General features: G+C 58.9%; 1 protein-coding gene and 1 pseudogene. One reads left to right on the top strand and one right to left on the bottom strand.

What is annotated here, in order from left to right; all coding sequences use genetic code 11:
* A pseudogene (locus A3730_RS31240) lies at positions 1-211 on the top strand (ATP-NAD kinase); the annotation flags it as partial.
* Positions 212-311: 100 nt separating this feature from the next.
* Here A3730_RS31240 and htpX read toward each other — a convergent pair.
* Positions 312-933 (bottom strand): protease HtpX (gene htpX / locus A3730_RS07070; RefSeq protein WP_063537792.1); only part of this gene is annotated, 622 nt, incomplete at its 5' end.

Raw genomic sequence — 933 nt, 5'->3', positions numbered from 1 at the left:
GCAATTCAGCCCTGCACTGATTCGCCGGCTGGGCAAAGAAAATATTCAGATACTGGCTACCCGAACCAAACTGGAAACCCTGGAAGGGCGGCCCTTGCTGGTGGACAGTGGCGACGCGGCGCTGGACAAGCAGTTGTGCGGGTTATGGCCGGTGACCACCGGGTATGAGGATCAGATTCTTTACCGGGTGGGGACGAATGCAGGGGATTAGCGGTCAGTCCCCTACGAAGCTGCTGTAGGAGTTTGCTTGCAAGCGAACCTTTTCGGCTGCAAGCAGCCTCCTACAGTGCTCCTGCTAAAACTCTTTTTGATTACCCGTGGCGCTTTTCCTGCAGCGCCGCGATGCGGTCATCCAGCGGCGGGTGCGAAGAGAACAGGGCTTTCAGCCCTTGCTTCACGCCAGAGTTGATACCGAAAGCCACCAGGGTGTCGGGCATCTGGTTAGGCACCTTGGACTCCGCTTTCAGCCGTTGCAGGGCGGAAATCATGTCGCGTCGGTCAGCCAGTTGAGCGCCGGCCACATCGGCCCGGTATTCCCGGAAGCGGGAGAACTTCATCACGATGGTGCTGGCGGCAATGCCGAAGATAATTTCTGCCACGATTACCACGATGTAGTAACCAAAGCCCAGGCCGCCGCCACCGTCACGACGCAGGAAGCTGTCGATCACATAACCCACCACGCGGGCGGCAAAAATCACAAAGGTGTTTACCANGCCCTGGATCAGGCTGAGGGTGACCATGTCGCCATTGGCCACGTGGCCGATTTCATGGGCCAGCACCGCGCGGACTTCCTCGGGGCGAAAACGGCTCAGCAGCCCCTGGGAAACCGCTACCAGGGCATCGTTCTTGTTCCAGCCGGTAGCGAACGCATTGGATTGCTGGGCCGGGAAGATGCCCACTTCAGGCATCTTGATACCGGCCTTGTCTGACAGC

This window comes from Alcanivorax sp. HI0044 (assembly GCF_001634945.1).
This window is presented reverse-complemented; position numbering and strand designations above follow the sequence as displayed.